The following is a 20,521-nucleotide window of genomic DNA, read 5'->3' on the forward strand; positions in this document are numbered from 1 at the left end:
CTTTTTACTGTGTTAGCCGATGGCTAATGCGCTTCCCAGACCGATAAAGGTGGCCCCACAGAGACGATTGAAGCGTTTTTGTGCGGTGCTGCTGCACAGGCGGTTCGCCAACTGACAGCCACCCATGGCGACTAGGTTCAGAATGATGAAGTCCACGGCGGTAAAGGTGGAACACAGCAGCACCAATTGCGGGGTCATCGGCTTACTGGTATCGAGGAACTGAGGAAACAGGGCGGCGAAGAAGATAAGGCCTTTGGGGTTGGCCAACCCGACCAGCAAGGTCTGTTTAAACAGGCTGAACGTGCAGCGGTCGCGGTAGCCAAAACTGGTGGTCTCTACCGCCTCTTTCGGGCGAGCGCGCCAAGCGCTGATGCCCAGCCACAGAAGGTACCCAGCACCGGCGTACTTGAGCGCCTCAAACAGGGCGGGGTTGCTGGTGATCAGCGCCCCAATACCTGTGGCAGACAGCAGCATCAGAATCAGTCCTGCGAGGTTTGAGCCAACAATGGTGGCTAAGGCTTTGCGGTGACCAAATCGAACGCTGGTAGACAGGGTTAGCATGGTCATGGGGCCGGGTGCAATTAACAGCACAATGACGGTCGTCAAGTAAACCAGATACAGCTCGGTTGACATGATTAGATTCTGGGTTGATTCGAAAGGGGGCAGAGTTTAAAGAAGTTAAGAGGCCACTGTAAAGTGGCCTAGATCTCAAAATGAGCCTTATTACTGTAATCATCTGCTGACATACAGCACAAAACGCACCTGTTGGTGATTTTACGTGCGCTTTTCTGTGTTGGGAGCTAGCAATATTCTGTCGGTCACGGCAGAATGAAATTTTGCTCTTGTTGACTTGTAACCTGATGATCATAAAAACAATTCGAGCCATTTTCTGCATGGCTTTCGTGACCACCTTAGTGGGGTGCGCGACGCCACCGCCTCGGGATCCTGAGAACCTTTGTGCCATCTTTGAAGAGAATCGAGATTGGTATGAGGCCGCCAAAGATACCCGTGAGAAGTGGGGAGTACCGGTGCATGTGCCCATGGCAATGATGTATCAGGAGAGCTCATTTAAACACAATGCTCAGCCGCCGATGCGGTGGTTCCTTGGCTTTATCCCTTACGGACGAGCGTCCAGCGCCTATGGTTATGCTCAAGCAAAAACCGTCACTTGGGATCAGTATGCGAAGGAGACCGGTAACGGCTGGTCGAGCCGAAGTGATTTTGATGACGCCATCGACTTTATGGGGTGGTACATCTACAAGAGTAATAAGATCAATGGCGTTTCTAAGTGGGATGCCTACGGCCAGTACTTGAACTATCACGAGGGTTGGGGCGGCTATAAGCGCGGCAGCTACAAGAGTAAACAGTGGTTGGTGAAGGTCTCTCGTAAGGTGGAAAGCCGCTCTAAGCGTTACGCCGCCCAATATAATCAGTGTAAAGAGGATCTGGACAGCAGCTGGCTATGGCGCCTGTTCTTTGGCTAAACGCTAATTGAAAAACAATCCCATGAAAAAGCCCGTCATTTGACGGGCTTTTTGCTTGTAGTTGCCAAGGTTACTGCCAGTAACGCTCGATCTGCTTGATAATGCCAGGGCCATCGAGCTCCAGCATCTGATGCAGTTCCTCTTGGGTACCCTGTTCGATAAAGCGATCAGGTAGTCCCAGTTGCAGCACGTTTTTGGCAATGCGCTGGCGGTTGAGGCTTTCGACTACGGCAGAACCCGCGCCGCCCATGATGGCGTTCTCCTCAAGGGTGACCAGTTTGTCGTGACTGGCGGCCATTTCAGCGACCATCGCTTCATCCAGTGGCTTGACGAAACGCATGTTGACCACAGTGGCATTAAGCTGCTCGGCAGCCTCAAGGGCATAAGGTAAAAACGTACCGAAGCTGAAGATACAGATGGACTCGCCTTGGCGACGAATTTCCGCTTTACCAATGGGGAGTGCAGTCATATCCGGGTCAATGTCGACCTGCATGCCACTGCCGCGAGGATAGCGAACCGCACTTGGGGTTTCCATCTGGTGGCCGGTGTAGAGCATCTGACGACACTCATTGGCGTCCGCCGGTGCCATCACCGTAAAGTTGGGGATGCAGCGCAAAAACGACAGATCAAAGGCGCCTTGGTGGGTTTGGCCATCGGCGCCCACTAAGCCGCCGCGGTCGATGGCAAACATCACTGGCAGGTTCATGATGCCCACATCGTGAATCGCTTGATCGTAGGCTCGCTGCAGGAAGGTGGAGTAGATCGCCACCACTGGGCGATAGCCTTCACAGGCAAAACCGGCACCTAGGGTGACCGCATGTTGCTCGGCGATGGCAGCATCGAAATATTGCTCAGGAAACTTCTGGGAGAACTCCACCATACCTGAGCCTTCACGCATGGCCGGAGTGATCGCCATCAGTTTGTCGTCTTTGGCGGCCATGTCACACAGCCAATCACCAAATACCTTGGAGAACGACGGTCTACCAGGCTTGGACTTTGGTAGCTTGGCTTCATTGATGTTGAATTTCGGCACGCCGTGATAACCAATCGGGTCCTCTTCCGCAGGCTTATAGCCTTTACCCTTTTTGGTCATGATGTGCAGAATTTGCGGCCCGTTGAGGCTGCGCATGTTGCTCAAGGTCTCGACTAAACCGTCCACATCGTGGCCATCAATAGGGCCGATGTAGTTAAAGCCCAGCTCCTCAAATAGGGTGCCTGGAACCACCATGCCTTTAAGGTGCTCTTCGGCGCGGCGAGCCAACTCTTTGATTGGTGGCATGCCGGAGAGGGCTTTTTTGCCCCCTTCACGAATGGTGGTGTACAGACGACCGGACATCAGTCTGGCCATGTGGTTGTTCAGCGCACCGACGTTTTCGGAGATCGACATCTCGTTGTCATTAATGATGACTAGCATGTCTTTGTGGATGTCACCGGCGTGATTGAGCGCTTCAAACGCCATGCCTCCTGTTAGGGCACCATCGCCAATTACGGCAACCACTCTACGCCCCTGCTGTTCACGATCCGCAGCAATGGCCATCCCCAATGCAGCTGAGATGGAGGTGGTGGAGTGGCCCACACTTAAGGTGTCGTATTCACTCTCTTCACGCCATGGGAAGGGGTGCAGACCATCCTTTTGACGGATGGTTGGCATCTGTTTGGCACGACCGGTCAGAATTTTGTGCGGGTAGGCTTGGTGGCCAACGTCCCACACCAGACGATCGAAGGGTGTGTTGTAGACGTAGTGTAGGGCAACCGTCAGTTCTACCGTGCCCAGCCCCGAAGCAAGGTGACCGGACGAGTGGCTGACACAACGTAGCAGATATTGGCGTAACTCATCAGCCAGCTCAGGCAGTTGTGCCTTAGGCAGGTTACGCAGGTCGGCGGGCAGTTGCGCCTTAGCCAAGAGTGGATAATCGTTCAGATCCAAGCTCATGTGTCGGTCACTTCTTCATTATCTTGATTATTGTTTTCGCTCAATGATGTAGAGAGCAAATGCGTTCAACAGCTCTGTATTGTAGGGCAACTGCTGGAGTGCTGTCAGTGCGTCTTGATGCAGACTCTGCGCCACCTCACATGCCCCTTCCAGTCCTAATAGGGATGGATAGGTGCTTTTATTGGCTTGCTGGTCAGAACCTTGAGGCTTTCCAAGCTGCTCAGTATCCGCCGTGATGTCCAAGATATCATCTTGAACTTGAAAGGCCAGACCGATGGCGTCGGCGTAGTTCAAAAGGGCCTGTTTGTGGCCTGCGTCAAGATTGGGCACCGCGAGGGTGGCAAGCTCCACGCTGGCTTTGATTAGCGCGCCGGTTTTCAGCTGATGCAACTGCGTCAGCTGCTCCAAGCTAATACGTTGGCCGGTCGATGCCAGATCGATTCCCTGGCCGCCGCACATGCCTTGATACCCTGAAGCTCGGCTTAGTGCTTTCAGCATCAACAACCTATTACTTTCTATTTTATTTGGCAGTTGAGCGTCACACAGGGTTTCAAAGGCCAAGGTTTGCAGAGCGTCCCCCGCTAAAATGGCGGTGGCCTCATCAAAGGCGATGTGACAGGTGGGCTTTCCTCGGCGCAGATCGTCGTCGTCCATGGCCGGAAGGTCATCATGGATTAGGGAGTAGGCATGGACAAACTCGACGGCAGAGGCCAGTGGATCCAAGGTGCTGAGTTCGGCACCAAGCATCTCACCCACCGCATACACCAGAAAAGGGCGCACCCGTTTCCCGCCCATTAGGGTGCCGTAACGCATCGCTTCCAGTAGGCGAGGAGCGCAATCGGGTTGGGCGTCCAGTTGACACGCTAAGTGGTGGTCAACACGTTGACGATACTGGGTCAGAGCTGCGCTCAGCATGGTTACTCCTGAGATTTGAAATCAACCAATTGCGCGTCGCCGTCCGAATCCTTGGTGAGCATCTGCACGTTCTGTTCTGCTTGCGATAGTTTAGTTTGACTGGCGCGCACTAGGTGAATGCCACGCTCAAACTGTTTTAGCGCTTGTTCTAGAGGCACGTTTCCCTGCTCGAGATTGGCTACAATTTGCTCTAACTCGACAAGTGCCTGTTCAAAACTAAGATTATCTGGTTTTTTTGCCATGTGAGGCTCCTTGAATTGCCGCACAAAGGTACTTGTTTGCGCCCTTTTGATCAATGAAACTCATTGGGAACTGATAATTTTCATTAAACTTGCCAGAAGATGGTCCGATAAAGACAATAGAGACGTCTTTCGCCTGGACTATGGCGTTTAAAAATCAAACACTTCAGGAGATTTTGTGGATCTGGCTACCCTATTAGGACTCATCGGAGCCTTCGGATTTATTGTCATGGCCATGGTTAGTGGCGGTGATCCTGGTGTGTTCATCAACATTCCTTCATTAATGATCGTGATCGGCGGCTCGCTATTCGTGGTGATGATGAAGTTCAACATGCGTCAATTTTTCGGTGCGGTAAAGATCGCCGCCAAGGCGTTCATGTTCAAAATCGACAAGCCTGAAGCTCTGATTGAGCAATCGGTGGAGATGGCCGACTCCGCTCGAAAGGGGGGATTTCTGGCTCTGGAAGAGGCGGAGATCAACAACAGCTTTATGCGCAAAGCGGTTGACCTGCTGGTGGACGGCCACGATGCCTCTGTGGTGCGTCAGGCGCTGGCGAAAGACATCGGCCTGACCATTGAGCGTCACCAGTTTGGCGCCAGTATTTTCCGCGCTCTTGCCGACGTTGCGCCCGCCATGGGGATGATCGGTACCTTGATTGGCCTGGTGGCAATGCTTAACAACATGGATGACCCAAAGGCGATTGGCCCTGCGATGGCGGTGGCACTGCTGACAACACTGTATGGCGCCATTGTTGCTAACCTAATTGCGGCCCCCATTGCCGACAAGCTTGAGCTGCGTATGAGCGAAGAGATGCTAAACCGCCGCTTGATCATGGATGCAGTGTTGGCGATTCAGGATGGTCAAAACCCTCGAGTGATTGAAGGGTTTTTGAAGAACTACCTGAATGAAAACAAACGTCAAATCTCCACGACGGAAGAGTAGAGCCGGTCTATGAATTTAAACGCAAGTCGTAATGAGGACATGGCACCGGCGAAAAAGCAGGCGGCGGGTGCCCCGGCGTGGATGGCCACCTTTGCCGACTTGATGTCGCTGTTGATGTGCTTCTTCGTGCTGCTATTGGCGTTCTCTGAGATGGACGTACTTAAGTTTAAGCAGATTGCGGGCTCGATGAAGTACGCCTTCGGCGTGCAAAACAAATTGGAAGTCAAAGACATTCCTAAAGGTACTTCGGTGATCGCTCAAGAGTTCCGCCCAGGCCGGCCGGAACCGACACCCATTGAAGTGATCAACCAGAAAACCATCGACTTCACCAAAGATCACCTTGATGTGCAGGCCGGCGACGAGCAGGTTTCAGGCAGCGAACAAACCAGCCAAGGCAAGGAGACCGGTGGCGGCAGCGCTGACAGCGCCGAGCAGGCGCAAGATTCCAACAATCAGTTGGCCCAACAGTTGGCGCAGCAGCTAAGTGAGCACGTTCAAGAGGGCGCCATTGAGATCGAATCCTTGGGTCAGCAGATCATCATTCGTATCCGAGAAAAGGGCGCATTCCCAGAAAACTCCGCGTTTCTTCAACCTCGATTCCGACCGGTTATCGAAGCAGTCGCTAATCTTCTTAAGGACGTGCCTGGCATCGTTACCGTGACCGGCCATACCGACAACACGGTGATCAGCAACGAGCTGTATCGCTCAAATTGGGAGCTCTCTGCCCAGCGAGCGGTGTCGGTGGCGCATGAGATGATTAAGGTGAAAGGCTTTGATCAAGACCGCATGGAAGTGATTGGCAAAGCAGGTAGCGAACCCTTAGCCAGTAATGATGATGCAGCGGGTCGTTCTAAAAACCGTCGGGTTGAGATTGCGATCACTCAAGGGAAGCCTAAACTTTCCGAAGAGATACCTGCTGTTCCATAACTTGGCTGTAGTTATTTTACCTGAGAACAAGCTCAGGTATAATGCCGCGCTTTCATCCATAGTCCCACAGGAATCCCATGAAGTTTATCGTTAAACTGCATCCCGAGATCATGATCAAGAGTAAGTCGGTGCGTAAGCGTTTCGGCAAGTTACTCGAGTCCAACATTCGCAACGTACTGCGAAAAACGGATGAATCGGTCAAGGTGCGTTTCAACTGGGATCACATCAGCGCCACCAGCAGCGTGGACGATGCGGATAATACCGCCAAGTTGGTGGAATCGCTTAAGCACATGCCCGGTATTCACCACTTCATGGAGGTACGTCAGTACCAATTTGAAACCGTGGATGACATCTACCAGCACGCATTGCCGGTGTTCCGTGAGCGCTTGAAGGGTAAAACCTTTTGTGTGCGTGCCAAACGTCGCGGTAAGCATGACTTCAACTCTTTAGAAGTAGAGCGCTATGTGGGTGGCGGTCTGAATCAGCACACTGAAGCGGCGGGCGTGCGCCTTAAAGACCCTGACGTGGTGATTGGTCTGGAGATTGAGGATGACAAACTCTATCTGGTGCATGAGCGTCACGATGGCCTTGGTGGCTTCCCCATCGCGACTCAGGAGGATGTACTGTCACTGATCTCCGGTGGTTTTGACTCCGGCGTCTCCAGCTTCCAGTGCATCAAACGTGGTGCCCGTACCCATTACTGCTTCTTCAACCTCGGTGGTGCTGAGCATGAGCGTGGCGTAAAAGAGGTTGCTTATTACCTGTGGAATAAGTACGGCTCCTCCCATAAGGTTCGCTTTATCTCGGTGCCTTTTGAACCTGTGGTGGAAGAGATCCTTGAGCGTGTCGACAATGGCCAGATGGGCGTTATCCTAAAGCGTATGATGATGCGCGTAGCCAGTGAAGTGGCGAAGCGTTTTAACATTCAGGCTTTGGTTACCGGTGAGGCGATGGGACAGGTTTCCAGCCAAACATTGACCAACTTGAATGTGATCGATCAGATTAGTGATACCGTTATTTTGCGCCCATTGGTAACTTGGGATAAGCAAGAGATCATCGACGTGGCGCGAGCCATCGGTACCGAACCTTTCGCCGCGGCGATGCCGGAGTACTGCGGGGTTATCTCCCAGCGGCCAACGGTGAAAGCGGTGATGTCTAAGATTCTGGAAGAGGAAGCGAAATTCTCTGACGATCTGGTGGAGCGTGTTATGGCTGAGACCAAGTCTATGGACATTCGTGATATCGCCAAAGAGGAGCAGGCTCGAGTGACCGAGATGGAAACCGTGTCTGAACCGATTGACGGTGCCATCGTACTGGATATTCGTGCCCCAGAGGAGGAGGAGGAGAGTCCCCTGAAACTGGAAGGCACCGAAGTAACCACCTTGCCATTCTTTAAGTTGGGCTCCCAGTTCAAAGAGCTGGACCAAAGCCGTACTTACTTGCTGTATTGCGACCGTGGTGTCATGAGTAAACTGCAAGCGCTGTATCTGAAAGAGCAGGGCTTTGACAACATCAAGGTTTATCGCCCGTAAGGTGAACCAAACTGCGAAAGCCGGTCTATTGACCGGCTTTTTTTATGGGCGAGGGCTTCATCATTTTGAGTTTATGCTGGCTCGTTCAAGCTAGCTTAAGCTTAACCGCCTACCCTGTGCCCATTTCCTTTTATTCATTCACTGTGATCTCGATTCTTGGGGATAACGGTTAAGGTAACTGCGTGCGCGTTCTCTATTTCTCCGCCAGTATGTTGATGGCCGTTGGCTCAGTGGCCCAAACGGCCGTCACTGAGCCTGAAGCGGTGCTTTCTGTCAGCGACGCCAAGGCTGGGCTGCTGGCTATCGATGATGAGATTGATAAGTTGCAGCAACAACTGGCTTCCAGTCAGTTGGATAACGCGAGCGAAGCGTCCCTAAAGCATCAAATTGATAAAAAGGAGCAAGCTCGCAAGGCCTACATCAAGGAGCAGGGGCTGGGGGAGTTCAGTTTACTGGGCGGTCCGGCTTACACTCCGGAGATGGGCACCCTTGTGGCCATCGGCGGACTCTACTCGTTCTCTCTGGAGCGACAAAACCAAGATCTGCAGCGCTCAAATGTTGCCGCGTTTTTGGTGGCCAACAAGGCCGATGCGGAAATGGGGGTTGCCTTAAGAGGAGCCTACAACTTCTTTTTTCATAATGATGAGGTGCGCTTGGTGGGCACTTTTGGGGTCGGCAAGCAGACCGAGCACTTTTGGGGAGTGGGGTTTGAGGCGGGAGAGGCTCAGGACAGTGGCGATAGCACTCGCTTAAATCCGTTTTCGGCCAATTTAAAAAATATCCTTGGCTTTAAAGTGGCTGAAGACCTCTACGTGGGGCCAATCTTGCATCTAAACTACTTTGATGCGGGAGAGGATGAGCTGCCAGCCACTGCGGTCGATCCCAATTTTGAGGCGTTTAAAGACAAGCCGATGGCTGTGGGGATCGGTGTCGGTGTGCAGTACGACAGCCGTGATGTGGCGGTGAATGCGCGGGAAGGGCAGTTCTTTAAGGTGGAGCTGCTTGGCTATCGCAGTACTTGGGGCAGTGACAGCGACTTTGACAGCGCCAACGTCGAGCACCGCTATTACCACAGTCTGGCACCGGGTCGGGTTATTGCGACTCTCAATCAGATTCAGTGGACCGACGGTGACGTGCCATTTTATGCCATGCCAGAGCTTGGAGGAATGCGATCGATGCGCGGTTTGTATCAAGGTCGTTTTCGAGATCAAGCCGCCGCTGAGCACACCGCAGAATATCGGCACAGCTTTCGTCTCAAAGACGGTAGCTTGTCTAAGCATGGCATGACCGTCTGGGGCGGTATTGGCAGCGTTGCTGAGGACCCATCAGGGCTGTATGACCACCTTCTTTATAGCTACGGCATTGGTTACCGTTATGAGATTCAGCCTCGAATGAACCTGAGAATGGACTTAGGCATCAGTGAGTATGAAAACGGCTTCTACTTTAATTTTACTGAAGCGTTTTGATGGCTAAGGCCAGAATACTACGCAAAAAAGCCGCCTCGAAAGGCGGCTTTTTATGGCTAAGCGAGCTTAGAAGCTGGTGCGTTTGTAGTTTCGATACTCTGGGTGCCAGAAGTGGGCATCGATGGTCTGTTTCAAATCGACGTTTTTCACCATTTTAGCCACGCCGTCAGACATCGCTGCGCGAGCCACGGCAAAGGCAATTTTCTTACTCACTTCCTGAATCTCTTCCAGTGGTGGCAGCAACGCGCCTTCGCCGGTTTCGGCCAGTGGCGAGCACTGTGCCAGCGCGCGGCTGGAGGCCATCAGCATGTTGTCGGTGATGCGCTCAGCCTGACACGCCAGTACTCCGAGACCGATACCCGGGAAGATGTAGCTGTTGTTGCACTGGGCAATGGGGTAGCTGACGTCGTCAATCTCGACAGGATCAAACGGGCTGCCGGTTGCAACGAGTGCTTGGCCATCGGTCCAGCGCAGAATGTCTTCCGGTCGGGCTTCCACTCGGCTGGTGGGATTAGACAATGGGAACACAATTGGCTTTTCACAGTGCTGATGCATGCTGCGAATCACCTCTTCGGTAAACAGCCCTGGGGCGCCACTGACGCCGATAAGCACCGAAGGCTTGGCGTTGTTGATCACCTCGAGCAGGGAGACGCCGCCATCTTCACCGGCCCAGCTTTGGGTTTTCTGCTGGTTTTGCACCAGTTTTTGCTGGAATGGCAGTAGGTTCTGCATCCCTTGTTGCAGCAGTCCCCAGCGGTCCACCATGTAGACTCGGTCGCGGGCCTCTTCGTCACTTAAGCCCTCGGAGACCATCTGGGCGATGATCGCTTCGGCGATGCCGCAGCCGGCGCTGCCCGCTCCTAAGAAGGCGATGGTTTGCTGTTTCAGCTCAGTGCCAGCGGACTGACATGCAGCCAACAGTGAACCGACGGTGACCGCTGCCGTCCCCTGGATATCATCGTTGAAGCAGCACAGCTTATCTTTGTAGCGCTCCAGCAGTGGCATGGCGTTCTTTTGGGCAAAGTCTTCAAATTGCAGCAATACGTTGGGCCAGCGCCGCTGAATGGCACTGATTACCTCATCCACAAACTGGTCATACTCCTCACCGGAGATGCGCTTGTTACGCCAGCCCATGTACATCGGGTCATTGAGGCGCAGAGGGTTGTCGGTTCCCACATCCAGCACGATGGGCAGGGTGTAGGCTGGGCTGATGCCGCCACAGGAGGTATAGAGAGACAGTTTTCCAATGGGGATACCCATGCCTCCGATGCCTTGATCCCCCAAACCCAAGATACGCTCGCCATCGGTGATTACGATGATGTGCACGTTGTGGCGGGTGGAGTTATTGAGAATGTCGTCGATGCGATGACGATCCGGATAACTCAGCATTAGGCCACGGGCACGGCGATAGATGTCCGAGAACTGTTCACAGGCCTGACCCACGGTAGGGGTATAGATGATCGGCATCATCTCGGTGATGTGATCATTGACTAGGCGATAAAACAGCGTCTCGTTGGTGTCTTGGATGTTACGCAGGTAGACGTGCTTATCCATGTCGGAGCTAAAGTGGCTGAACTGCTTATAAGCGCGTTCGGCTTGCTCTTCGATGGTCTCGATGGCGTGAGGCAGCAAGCCATCGAGGTTAAAGGCGGTGCGCTCCTCTTCTGAGAAAGCGGAGCCTTTGTTCAGCAGCGAGGTTTCCAGCAGGATAGGGCCGGCGTAAGGGATATATAGCGGGCGTTTGTTCTCTTCCATGGGGCGGATTACATCATTTTAGTTATACGGCTCACATAGTGTAACCCACTGTGATCCAAAGCCGATATAAAAAGCGTTTGAAAATTCTTTCATCACCTGAATGAAATGACTCTCAACTGGAAGACATTTACCAAGATGTCAGCTAGGTTGGATAGATGGTTAAATTTTGTTCACCCATATCATGAGCCATCATCCTTACCATCTTCTGAGCGAGTGGTTGCCTCTACGTGATGCCCAGCGCTGGGTGTTGGGCGTTATTTATCGAACACAAGGCTCCGCCTATCGGAAGGCGGGCGCTTTGATGCTGTTTAGTGACAGCGGCCAGCAGTTGGGACTGCTCAGTGGCGGCTGTTTGGAAAACGATCTGCAGCGCCGAGCCATGCAGGTGCTGCTAAGTGGCCAAAGTAAACGAGTTTGCTACGACAGCCAAGATGAGGGGGATGTCACCTACCAACTTGGCATTGGTTGTGGTGGCGTTGTGGAGATTGCCCTCATGGAGATCGGTGCCAGTAATCACTATCTGGGATTACTGGAGCTGCACCAACTGATGGAGCGCCAGCAAAGTGGTGTGTTCGAACTGGGGTTAGCGAGCGCAGCGGAGCCGCCAGATTATCGGCTTATGGCAACGAGTGAAGCCAAAGCCGCACGGTGTCGCTCAGTGGATCTTCAGCAACGAGCGCATCGGGATTGGCTGTGCATTGGCTTTCGCCCGCCGATGCAGCTGTTGATATTCGGAGGCGGTGTGGACGCCTTACCTTTGCTGGCGCTGGCAAATCAGATCGGGTGGTTGGTCTCCGTGGTTGACCCAAGGCCGTCTCATGGGCGTCCCGATAAATTCGCCTTAGCGCACCGAATCATCAAGGCCAGACCCAAAGACGTGGTGGGCGCTAGTTGGTGGCCCAACATCGATGCCGTGGTGGTGATGCACCATCAGTTGGAGCTGGATGCCGAGGCGCTGCAGATGCTTGCGACTCAGCCTCCAGACTATGTGGCTCTGCTTGGTCCCAATCATCGCCGTCAGCAAGCGCTTGAGCTGGCCAATATTCAGCGCGCCCCGTGGTTATTCGGCCCTGCGGGACTCAACCTCGGTGGCGAATTTCCTGAGAGTATCGCTCTGGCCATACTTTCCGAATGTCATGCCAAGTTACATCGAAGAGATGCCCGCTCCCTTGGCAGTGACACACTTTTATCTTGCACCGAACTGCAGCAGGCTCAATAAGGAGATTTCGATGGAGATTACCCTGACCGTCAATGGCAAACCCCATAAAGTGGAGGCACCCAGTGATATACCGCTGCTGTGGGCTCTGAGGGATCACCTGCAACTGACCGGCACCAAGTATGGCTGTGGTAAGGCTCAGTGTGGTGCCTGTACCGTGATTGTTGATGGTAAAGCGGTGCGCTCCTGCACTCGCAAAGCCAAAAGTGTGGTGGGGAAATCGATCACTACCATCGAAAGCGGCGCACCGACCCCAGAAACCCAAGCGCTGAGAGCGGCCTGGACTGAGCTCAATGTGCATCAATGTGGCTACTGTCAGCCAGGGCAGATAATGGCAGCGTCGGCGCTGTTGATGAGTAACGCCAACCCAGACGATGCGGCCATTGATAAGGCGATGAGTGGGGTGATCTGTCGCTGTGCGACCTACCATCGCATTCGTAAAGGCATCAAACAGGCGGCTAAGACGTTGCCACAGTTCAGCGGGACTCAACCGGCTCAGCAAGGAGGCGACGATGTTGCGTAAACAACTTGGCGTCAACCGCCGTTCATTCTTAAAGTTGTTGGGCGGAAGCTCAGGTGCGTTGGTGCTTGGCATCAGTTTGCCCTCTATGGCCAGTGATGCGCCTGCGGCCGAGGAGCCGCCGGTAGACGTCAACGCTTTTATTCGCCTCAATGCCGATGGCAGCGTGGATCTTTATTGTAAGCACCTTGAGATGGGACAAGGGGCATTTACCGCCATAGGCACTCTGATTGCCGAGGAGCTGGACTTCCCTTTGGCTCGAGTGCGCCTCAGTCAATCTCCATCCAACCCAGCTTTGTATAACAACACATTCTGGGGGCAGGTTCAGGGCACCGGCGGCAGCACTGGCTTGTCGAACTCCTATTTGCAGATGCGAGTCGCTGGGGCGGCGATGCGTAAGATGTTACTGCAGGCGGCGGCTCAATCCTGGGGAGTGGCTATCGGTGAACTCACGACTGAGCAGGGGGTGATTAACGGCGCTGGGCGCACTGCTCCCTATGCGGAGTTTGCTGATGCAGCCTCCAAATTAGCGGTTCCTAGCCCGAAAGAGGTGACGCTAAAGTCACCGGATAGCTTTCGCTACATCGGCCGTAAAGTGGCCCGTCTCGACACTGGTAAACTTGATGGTAGCGCCACTTTTACGCAGGACATTCAGATGGATGGCATGTTGACGGCGGTCATGCTGCATCCACCTCGCTTTGGGGCTAAGGTGGCTAGTGTCGACAAATCGGCGGCAGAGCAGATATCTGGAGCCAACTCGGTATTTGCAATTGAATCTGGAGTCGCGGTGATCGCCAGTGATTTCTGGACAGCTCAGAAGGCTCGAAAGAAGCTTAAGGTCAATTGGGATGAGTCCACGGCGGAAACCATCTCAAGCGACAGCCTGATGGCTGAGTTTTCACAAATGGCCAAAAAGCCAGGCCTAGTGGCTGAAACCGCTGGCAACGTCGACAAAGCATGGCCGAAAGCGGCGAAAACCATCGAGCTGGAATACCGGTTCCCCTATCTGGCTCATGCGCCGATGGAGCCGATGAATTGCGTTGCCAAAGTGGCGAACGGTGGCTGTGAGATCTGGACCGGTGCACAAATCCCGACTCTGGACATGATGGCAGTCAGCAAGGCGCTTGGGATCGCTCCAGAGAAGGTGGTCATTCACACCTATATTGCTGGCGGTAGCTTTGGCCGGCGAGCCTGCCCCGGGAGCGATTACATTGTCGAGGCTGCACGCATAGCGGCCAATAAGCCTGGCGTACCCATTAAGATGGTGTGGACTCGAGAGGAGGACACCCAAGGGGGCTGGTACCGCCCTCCCTACCTGCACAGAGCAAAGGCGGCCATTGATGACAATGGCAAGATGGTTGCCTGGCAGCAGCACATCGTTGGCCCTTCTATTATCTCGGGCACCGCTTTTGAGGGTGCGATGATGAAAGATGGCGTTGATCACACTACCGTAGAGGGAGCCTTGGAACTGGATTATCAGGTACCCAATCGTCAGATTGAGATGACCACTCGTCAAACCCAGATCCCCATTCAGTGGTGGCGGTCAGTGGGCCACACTCACACCGCCTACGTCAAAGAGACCCTAGTAGACCAACTGGCTAAAGCCGCGGGACAGGACCCCGTTGAGTTTCGGTTGGCACACGTTAAAAATCCCAGATACGCCAATGTGCTAAAGCGTGCTGCCAATAAGTTTGGCTGGGATCAGAGTCGAGGCAGTGACGTTGGGGTTGGTATCGCGGTGCACTATAGCTTCTTTAGCTATGTGGCCATCGCCGCCGAAGTGAAACGGGACGGTAAGGGGATCAAGGTAACTCGGGTCGTTTGCTCCGTGGATTGCGGCATTGCGGTCAACCCGGATGTGGTGGCAGCTCAGATGGAGGGGGGGCTAGGCTATGGCCTAAGCATGGCGCTATTTAGCAAACTGACCGTCAATAACGGCGCGGTGAAGGAGTCGAACTTCCATAACTACAAGGTGGCGAGAATGCGCGACATGCCAGAGGTTGAGGTCGACATTGTGACCTCAACCGAGGCACCAACTGGGGTGGGGGAGCCGGCGACCGCGGTCATTGCGCCAGCGGTTGCCAATGCCATCGCTTCCCTAACTGGGCAATATGCAACGGAGTTGCCAATTAAAGTCTAGGCCGCTAACCACGCCGTTTGCAGCGCGGTTGCAGGCGGCGTGGTGTGATAACTATCTGATTTGACCAATTGTTTGACCTCAGGCGTCGGTTGCTCTAGATAGGGCCCTTCCTTAATCAGTAGGGACGACGAGATAATTGCTTCGCTCAATACTTAAACTTATTCAGGCTAGACAACAAGTTGATGGCGTTATGTTCGGTCTGCTGTATCTCTTTACACAGCGTTCCTGACTGTTCGACGGTGCGACTGGCAAGGCGGTCAATCTCCACAATCAGATTACTGATCTCGCTGGTGGCGCTGGACTGCTGGTTGATGGCGCTGGCGATATCTCGGGTGTGATTGTCAAAGGTGATGAGCGCCTGTTGCACCTCTTCAAACACCTGCTTGACTGTTTGGGTGTGATCTCGACCTTGGCCTGCCCCTCGCTGGCTGGTTTGCATCTCGGAGGTTGCACGTTTGGCCGCGTGCTGCAGTTGAGCGACGATGGCTTGAATGTGCCCCGTCGACTCCTGAGTGCGAAAAGCCAATTTGCGAACTTCATCGGCCACTACCGCAAAACCACGCCCTTGAGGGCCCGCCCGGGCGGCTTCGATGGCGGCATTTAAAGCCAGCAGGTTGGTCTGCTCAGCAATCTGCTGAATTACATCAACGACCTCACCAATGTTGACGGTCTCTTTCTCTAAGTTCGTCACCACCTCATTAGTGGTAGCAAGCTCTTGAGTTAGGGTCGCGAGGCTATTAAACGCCATATCGATCGCTTGCTGACCGGAGCTTACTTGGTTGCGAGTTTGACTGGCCAGATCCGCTACCTCCAATGCATTTTGGGAAACGTGCATGGAAGTTTGCTGCAGCTCTGTGGTGGCACTGCTGATGCTGTTGAGCTGCTGTTTTTGGGATTTGATGTGAGTTAGAGCCTGTTGTGTCGACGCTTCGGCGCGGCTGGCGTCCTCCTCAAATTGGCTGGCCATGGTGCTGGAGCTGGCTACCAGAGTTTGTATCTTGCGAATAAACCCATTGAAGTGATTGGCAAGCTGACCTAACTCGTCGGAACGTTCCAGTTCTAATCTTGCGGTGAGATCCGCATTGCCTTCGGCGATCTCCGCCATGGCGTGTTGTACCTGCTTAAGGGGACGAAGCTGGCGGTGAATGGTCACCCACACCATGGCCCCCATGATCACCGCAAACAGGATAAGTTGCGTTAGGGTTTCTCTGATGGCTTGGTTTACTGGGGCGTCAAGTTGTTGTTGGGGCACTAGAATGCCGATGTGCCAATTTACCTTAGGTTTAGATTGCTGAAAGGGAGACAGGAACACATGAAACGCCTGGTTTCGCCAGGTAACCTTTCCCTGAAGCTGTCCAAGCTTTAGTTGTTGCCAGATTTGAGAGAAGCCTTGAGTGCCGAGCGATTCATAGGCACTGTCGACGCTGTCCATGGTTAAGCTCTCTTTGGTTCTCTCTGCCATTAACGGCATGCTGACCAAGGTGCCGGAGTCACTGACAATGAAGGTTTCGACCCCTTTTAAATTTGAGTGAACGTTGGAGAGCGCGGCATTTACAGAGTCCAGATCCATATCCAGACCAGAGGAGCCAACCAGTTTCCCTTGATGGTAGATGGGACCTCGAATGGCCATCAGAATGTTGTTATCTAGGTTTCTGGTGGGGTCATCTACGTAGTAACCATTGTTGGCCAGAAATACCTGCCACCAAGGGCGTTCATTCACCACGTAGTCAACCTTGTCGTAGCGGCCGGTTCGATCAAAGTACTCCCAGGTGGCGGTGGTGGTGAAAAACAGATCGAACAGTTTGGTATCTCCCTCAACCAGTTGATTGAGGTAGTCGATAAAACTCACCAGTTTGGGGTTGCTGTCCTGAGCCCCGCCTCGCTGGGTAATTAGGGTGATGGCCTCACGACTGGCGGGGTGATTAAACAGGGTTTCCAGTTGTGAGACTCGACTGTTCAACAGGTTGGACAGAGCTGAATCTACCTGTCCGAGAACTTGGCTGACCTCTTGCTGCTGACTTTCAGCGGCTTGGCTGGCAACTTGATTGACTCGAATCAGGCCGGTGAGGCCAGAGAGGCTGATAAGAGTGATGAGCACGCCAAGAATGATCTTAGCCCGCAGATTGGATTGAATTCCTTTCATTTCCAATTGCCCTTTTCCATGGCTGTCTATCGCAGCGGGGTTATGTTTTTATTAAAACCTACCTTCTCATCTCTTTTAATTCAATCACCTACGCTGCCATTGGTGAATTTATACAGATTTTGATTTGGCAGTGCGTCTCGATTTGGTGGTTTGGGCTGGTCATTGGTGTGGGCTCGGGTTGGAACTCTGAGACCAAGGCGAGGATAAGTGCAAAATAAACGCCCTATTAACCGTAGGGTTAATAGGGCGTGATAACAGCAGCGGCTTCTTTAGAGGGCAAAGACTAGGCCGATGGCCGTCAGTCCACTGTATGCCATGGTCGCCATAGCGGTTTTGCCCAGCAGAGGGTTAAGCGCTGCACCTGTGGTAACGGCAAACTGCTTGCCCAATCCAATTGCCAAAGGCACGGCGATAACACAAGCCGCCGGTGTCGTGCCCGGCAGCAGTCCCAGCAGCCACCCTAGGCAGGTCAGAAGGAATGGGGTGGCTAACATCGCTTGATATAAGGTGGTGCTGGCGTCCACGCCAATGCGAACCACGAGAGTCCGTTTGTGGGCTTTGACGTCAGTCGCATGATCGCGAGTGTTGTTTACCAGCATGATGGCGGCGTTGAGGCAGCCTAAAGCCGAGCCCAATAGCCAAGCGGCAACGCTGGTATCACCCACTTGAATGTAGTAGCTGCCCACCACGGCAACCAGGCCAAAGTAGATGAAGGCCGCCAGTTCCCCCAAACCGTGGGAGGCCAGCGGGTAGGGGCCTCCGGAATAGCCTAACGCTCCCAGCACGGCAAACAGTGCCAACAGGGCGATTGGCCAACCACCTACGTAGATAAGGTACTGGCCGATGGCAACGGCAATGACGAGGCAGAGAATCATCGCATTGCGAACCGCGGTGGGGCTGAGTAACCCCTGCTGGGTAACTCGAGTTGGTCCCAGTCGTTCATCAGTATCCACACCGGATTTATAATCGAAGTAGTCGTTGGCAAGGTTCACCGCGATTTGCAGCATCACCGCGCACAGCATTGAGGCGATGGCGATCAACCAATCAAACTCTCGGTGGTAGGCGGCAAGAACATTACCCACAAGTAGCGGTCCTATGGCCGCAGGCAAGGTTCTAGGGCGAGTTGCCATAATCCAGTATTTTAGATTCATAATCTTTTGAGTTTAGTAAGTTTTTTAGAATTAACTTCGTCAGTTAAACTTTGTTAAAAAAGGCGTTTAAGGTTGTGATCCATGTACAGAATCCGGTATCACACCCGATTATACACTGGCATTTTAGAAAGATTTAAACCATTGTTCTTGAAGAGTCATATTAGTGACATTGATAGGATAATAGTTCATGGACACCATTCGTTTTGACAGCCGAGTTGTCGTAGTTACGGGTGCCGGTAGGGGCTTAGGAAGAGCCTATGCGTTAGCGTTAGCAGAGCGCGGTGCAAATTTGGTTTTGATTGATAACGGCTGCGCTGCAGACGGTACGGGAACCGACAGCAGTCTGGTTCACGAAGTGGCCGAGATGATTCGCGGTTTGGACGGCAATGCTCTGCCGATCTTTGCGGACGTCACCGATTTTGAGCAGATGCAGCAAGCGATAAATTTGGCGGTATCTCAATTCGGCAAGGTGACGGATATTGTGGCCAACGCTGGAGTGCTGATTCAATGCAGTATCGACTCAGGCAAAGCGCCTCTGACCAAGATGATGGAGGTGAATCACTTCGGTTCGCTGAACATCATGAAAGCTGCCATGTCTCAAATTCAGCAGCATCAGGGAAAGATCGTACTTACGGGCGGTTTGTCTGGTCTATATGGTGACGATCGCTTAGCAAGTTATGCCTCCAGCATGATGGCAAACCGAGGCTTGATGTTGTCGGTTTCTCAGCACATGGAGGAGTTTGGCGGTAAGTGCAATTTGCTGTGTCCATCGGCCAATACCCGCATGGTATCGGAACTGTTCACCGAGCATCAGCGTCGTCAGCTTGAGGTCAGTGCGGTTGTTCCTGCTCTGCTTTATCTGTTGTCTGATTTTGCTCCGAATGGCATGACGGTGACTGCCTCCGCAGGTCATTTCAGTTTGGCCAAAACCGTTGAGAGCCGCACCGTGAAGATGCTTCCTGGCGATCTTCGTCCTGAAGCGCTGTGTCAGGCTTGGCGTGATACGGGGCCCGATCTGCATATGACCCAATACTCCTCCTTTGGCGACCGCTTTAAGAAGTTGTTTAATTGGGGGTAATTGCCTCTTAGGCCTACCTTAGCTAGAGTGGCTCCATTGCGATATTTGGAGACACTCATGCACAACTCATTGGACACTCTGCTGGATATCCTCGATCTGGAGCCATTGGAAATTGGTCTGTATCGGGGGCAGAGTCAGGATCTGGGCTTTGGCCATCTGTTTGGTGGTCAAGTGCTTGGACAGGCATTAGCCGCCGCCAACTTCACCGTCGATGCCCAGCGACACATTCACTCCTTCCACTCCTACTTTCTTCGTGCTGGGGATCTGTCTCGGCCGGTGATCTACGAGGTGGAGACGCTTCGAGACGGTGCCAGCATCAGTACTCGCCGCGTTAGCGCCATACAAAACGGGCGACCGATCTTCTATCTCACCGGTTCGTTCCATCAGCAAGAGCAGGGCTTTGAACATCAAACGGCGATGCCTGAGGTTCCAGGCCCAGAAGGGCTTAGCAATCAGTTTCAGGCTGCGAGCGCTTTAAAAGGGCAGGTTCCCGATAAAGTGTTGGACATGTTCCTGAAAAACACCGCCATTGAGATGCGCTTGGTTAACCCCATTAACCCATTGAAACCGGAAGTCACCGAGCCGGTTCGGCACGTGTGGATGAAGGTCAATGGTCAGGTGGATGGCTCTCAAGCATTGCATCGGCAGCTGCTGGCTTACGCATCGGATCTCAACTTCTTAGTCACTGCCTGCCAGCCCCATGGCGTGTCATTCTTGACCCCTGGGCTTAAGATGGCGACGGTGGATCATTCCATGTGGTTCCACCGGGATGTGGATTTCTCCGATTGGGTGCTTTACAGCGTCGATTCGCCGAACGCCATTGGCGGCCGTGGTTTTGTTCGTGGCCAGATCTTTAATCAAAATGGCGAGTTATTAGCTTCAACTGCACAAGAGGGTGTGCTGCGTATGAAAAATCGTCAATCCTAACTTTTGTGACCAAAATCACTAAAAAAGCGCGCCATGATGGTGCGCTTTTTTGTTACCGTTACTGCTTCATTGCTCAGACGTAATGAATCCCGGATGAAGGTAATAGGAGAGTGGCGCTCGCGCCCGCCGAAGAAGTAAATCTTTCAGGCATC

The 20,521-nt window shown here is 53.2% G+C and carries 17 protein-coding genes; 10 read left to right on the top strand and 7 right to left on the bottom strand.

Annotated elements, in window-relative coordinates; all coding sequences use genetic code 11:
• Positions 1-12: 12 nt before the first annotated feature.
• Positions 13-633 (bottom strand): LysE family translocator, encoded by a 621-nt coding sequence (locus FCL42_RS09770; protein ID WP_136863222.1) that lies wholly within the window; start codon positions 631-633, stop codon positions 13-15.
• A 227-nt stretch (positions 634-860) separates the two neighbouring features.
• Between FCL42_RS09770 and FCL42_RS09775 the strand changes: the two genes are divergently transcribed.
• Complete coding sequence (locus FCL42_RS09775) at positions 861-1,484, top strand: transglycosylase SLT domain-containing protein (protein ID WP_229359826.1); 624 nt, start codon at positions 861-863, stop codon at positions 1,482-1,484.
• Between the two features lie 70 nt (positions 1,485-1,554).
• On the opposite strand, the gene dxs is transcribed toward FCL42_RS09775, so the two are convergent.
• Genes dxs through xseB form a run of 3 tightly spaced genes read right to left on the bottom strand, consistent with a single transcriptional unit; the run spans position 1,555 to position 4,574 of the window.
• A complete protein-coding gene (dxs, locus tag FCL42_RS09780) occupies positions 1,555-3,417 on the bottom strand; it encodes a 1-deoxy-D-xylulose-5-phosphate synthase (protein ID WP_136863223.1) in 1,863 nt (620 codons plus the stop codon).
• Positions 3,418-3,444: 27 nt separating this feature from the next.
• Positions 3,445-4,332, bottom strand: coding sequence for a (2E,6E)-farnesyl diphosphate synthase (gene ispA / locus FCL42_RS09785; RefSeq protein WP_136863224.1), 888 nt, complete (start codon positions 4,330-4,332; stop codon positions 3,445-3,447).
• A 2-nt stretch (positions 4,333-4,334) separates the two neighbouring features.
• Complete coding sequence (gene xseB / locus FCL42_RS09790) at positions 4,335-4,574, bottom strand: exodeoxyribonuclease VII small subunit (RefSeq protein ID WP_136863225.1); 240 nt, start codon at positions 4,572-4,574, stop codon at positions 4,335-4,337.
• 175 nt (positions 4,575-4,749) lie between these two features.
• Here xseB and pomA point away from each other — a divergent pair, with 175 nt between their 5' ends.
• The 4 genes from pomA (at position 4,750) to FCL42_RS09810 (ending at position 9,439) form a co-directional block, all read left to right on the top strand.
• Positions 4,750-5,514 (top strand): flagellar motor protein PomA, encoded by a 765-nt coding sequence (pomA, locus tag FCL42_RS09795; protein WP_136863226.1) that lies wholly within the window; start codon positions 4,750-4,752, stop codon positions 5,512-5,514.
• Positions 5,515-5,553: 39 nt separating this feature from the next.
• Positions 5,554-6,441 carry a flagellar motor protein MotB gene (locus FCL42_RS09800; RefSeq protein WP_136863313.1) on the top strand — a complete coding sequence of 296 codons (888 nt, stop codon included), beginning with the start codon at positions 5,554-5,556 and terminating at the stop codon, positions 6,439-6,441.
• A gap of 77 nt (positions 6,442-6,518) precedes the next feature.
• Positions 6,519-7,973, top strand: coding sequence for a tRNA uracil 4-sulfurtransferase ThiI (thiI, locus tag FCL42_RS09805; RefSeq protein ID WP_136863227.1), 1,455 nt, complete (start codon positions 6,519-6,521; stop codon positions 7,971-7,973).
• 182 nt (positions 7,974-8,155) lie between these two features.
• The gene (locus FCL42_RS09810; protein WP_136863228.1) at positions 8,156-9,439 is read left to right on the top strand and encodes a BamA/TamA family outer membrane protein; all 1,284 of its coding nucleotides are present in this window, start codon (positions 8,156-8,158) and stop codon (positions 9,437-9,439) included.
• A gap of 66 nt (positions 9,440-9,505) precedes the next feature.
• Here FCL42_RS09810 and FCL42_RS09815 read toward each other — a convergent pair whose 3' ends face one another.
• Entirely contained in the window at positions 9,506-11,194 is a 1,689-nt protein-coding gene (locus FCL42_RS09815; RefSeq protein ID WP_136863229.1) for an NAD-dependent malic enzyme, read from the bottom strand.
• A 181-nt stretch (positions 11,195-11,375) separates the two neighbouring features.
• On the opposite strand from FCL42_RS09815, the gene FCL42_RS09820 reads away from it, so the two are divergent.
• Genes FCL42_RS09820 through FCL42_RS09830 form a run of 3 tightly spaced genes read left to right on the top strand, consistent with a single transcriptional unit; the run spans position 11,376 to position 15,070 of the window.
• Positions 11,376-12,413: an XdhC family protein gene (locus FCL42_RS09820; RefSeq protein ID WP_136863230.1), complete on the top strand. Its 1,038-nt coding sequence runs from the start codon at positions 11,376-11,378 to the stop codon at positions 12,411-12,413.
• A gap of 10 nt (positions 12,414-12,423) precedes the next feature.
• Complete coding sequence (locus FCL42_RS09825) at positions 12,424-12,933, top strand: (2Fe-2S)-binding protein (RefSeq protein ID WP_136863231.1); 510 nt, start codon at positions 12,424-12,426, stop codon at positions 12,931-12,933.
• Entirely contained in the window at positions 12,923-15,070 is a 2,148-nt protein-coding gene (locus FCL42_RS09830; protein ID WP_205729252.1) for a xanthine dehydrogenase family protein molybdopterin-binding subunit, read from the top strand. The genes FCL42_RS09825 and FCL42_RS09830 overlap by 11 nt, the downstream gene beginning before the upstream one ends.
• A 145-nt stretch (positions 15,071-15,215) precedes the next feature.
• Here FCL42_RS09830 and FCL42_RS09835 read toward each other — a convergent pair whose 3' ends face one another.
• Positions 15,216-17,213 carry a methyl-accepting chemotaxis protein gene (locus tag FCL42_RS09835; protein ID WP_136863232.1) on the bottom strand — a complete coding sequence of 666 codons (1,998 nt, stop codon included), beginning with the start codon at positions 17,211-17,213 and terminating at the stop codon, positions 15,216-15,218.
• A 269-nt stretch (positions 17,214-17,482) separates the two neighbouring features.
• Positions 17,483-18,364 (bottom strand): 1,4-dihydroxy-2-naphthoate polyprenyltransferase, encoded by an 882-nt coding sequence (locus tag FCL42_RS09840; RefSeq protein WP_136863233.1) that lies wholly within the window; start codon positions 18,362-18,364, stop codon positions 17,483-17,485.
• Between the two features lie 187 nt (positions 18,365-18,551).
• Here FCL42_RS09840 and FCL42_RS09845 point away from each other — a divergent pair, with 187 nt between their 5' ends.
• The gene (locus tag FCL42_RS09845; RefSeq protein ID WP_136863234.1) at positions 18,552-19,442 is read left to right on the top strand and encodes an SDR family NAD(P)-dependent oxidoreductase; all 891 of its coding nucleotides are present in this window, start codon (positions 18,552-18,554) and stop codon (positions 19,440-19,442) included.
• Positions 19,443-19,499: 57 nt separating this feature from the next.
• On the top strand, positions 19,500-20,369 hold the full coding sequence (locus FCL42_RS09850) for an acyl-CoA thioesterase domain-containing protein (RefSeq protein WP_136863235.1): 870 nt from the start codon (positions 19,500-19,502) through the stop codon (positions 20,367-20,369).
• Positions 20,370-20,521: the final 152 nt, after the last annotated feature.

The sequence above is a fragment of the Ferrimonas aestuarii genome (genome assembly GCF_005116665.1).
Taxonomy (GTDB): domain Bacteria; phylum Pseudomonadota; class Gammaproteobacteria; order Enterobacterales; family Shewanellaceae; genus Ferrimonas; species Ferrimonas aestuarii.